Origin of the sequence: Streptomyces sp. MS06 (assembly GCF_047200655.1) — a bacterium.
In the GTDB taxonomy this organism is placed as follows: domain Bacteria; phylum Actinomycetota; class Actinomycetes; order Streptomycetales; family Streptomycetaceae; genus Streptomyces.
Genome location: NZ_JBJZOJ010000144.1, coordinates 1 through 1,262, shown reverse-complemented (window position 1 = coordinate 1,262; position 1,262 = coordinate 1). Strand labels below are relative to the sequence as shown.

Annotated in this window: 2 protein-coding genes; both read left to right on the top strand. The window is 66.7% G+C overall.

From position 1 onward, the window contains the following. Window positions 1–315, top strand: a 315-nt coding sequence (locus tag ACL02U_RS32835; RefSeq protein ID WP_412794668.1) for a transposase, incomplete at its 5' end; no start/stop codon positions are given. A 5-nt stretch (window positions 316–320) separates the two neighbouring features. After that, a complete protein-coding gene (locus tag ACL02U_RS32830) occupies window positions 321–1,229 on the top strand; it encodes an IS3 family transposase (RefSeq protein WP_412794667.1) in 909 nt (302 codons plus the stop codon). Window positions 1,230–1,262 lie beyond the last annotated feature (33 nt).

The following is a 1,262-nucleotide window of genomic DNA, read 5'->3' as shown; positions in this document are numbered from 1 at the left end:
TCACAGGTAGTGAGTAGCAAGAGCAACATGAGTAAGCGGTACACGGCCGAGTTCAAGCGGGACGCGGTCGCCTTGGCGTTGTCCTCGGAGAAGACGGTCACCGAGGTCGCGAGGGATCTGGGCGTGAGTCCGGAAGGGCTGCGCGGGTGGGTGAAGCAGGCGAAGGTCGACCGTGGTGAGGGGCCTGCCGGGGCTTTGACCACTGCGGAGCGTGAGGAGTTGGTCCGGCTGCGGCGGAAGGTTCGCGAGCAGGAGGCCACGATCGAGGTTCTGGGAAAAGCGACCGCCTTCTTCGCTCAGGACAAGATGAGGTAGACACCGTGGCACGGTGTCGTTTCATCGATGCGGAGAAGGCATCGGAGGGTAATCCTGCAGGTCACAGCGTTGCGTTTCTGTGCCGTGTGCTGGGAGTGCCCCGTTCCACCTACTACGCGCACAGGGCGTCACGGCCGGCCCGGACGGTGCGGGAGCGGGCCGAGGAGGTGCTGGTGGGCGAGATCCGGGTGCTTCACGCCGGATCTCGCGGTGCCTACGGGGCTCCGCGGATCCACGCCGCCCTGCGGCGGGCCGGGCGGGTGGTGAACTCCAAGAAGATCGAGCGGCTGATGCGTAAGCACCGGATCGTCGGGATCACCCGCCGTCGGCGGCGGGGCCTGACCCGGCAGGCGAAGCGGGCGGTGTTCGCGCTCGACCTGATCGGCCGGGACTTCACCGCGCCCCGGCCCGGGTTGCGGCTCGTCGGCGACATGACTGAACTCAGCACGCTGGAAGGGAAGTTGTATTTGGCGACCTGTATCGATCTCGCGACGCGGGAGGTGGTCGGCTGGGCGATGGCCGACCACCACCGCGCCGAGCTGCCGGTCGCCGCCTTGCGGATGGCGGCCGGGCGTGGCGGCCTGGAGCGGGGTTGCGTCATGCATACGGATCGCGGCAGCGAGTACACGAGTGACGAATTCCGCAGCGAAATACGCAAGTTGCGCATGAGGCAGTCGATGGGGCGCGTCGGCTCTTGTTACGATAATGCCGCCGCGGAAAGCTGGTTCGCCATCCTGAAAGCGGAGATCGGGACGGCCATGTGGGAGACCCGCGAGGCCGCCCGGGCCGACGTTTTCCACTACGTCGAGGTCGAGTACAACCGCAGCCGGCTCCGTCGGCACCCCGACTACGGGTACGTCACCCCGCTCGAAACGAGATCCTTGCTCAGGCAGAACCTCGTCCCGGCAGCGTAAACACCCGCTGTCCAGTTCGCGGGGGGAACTTCA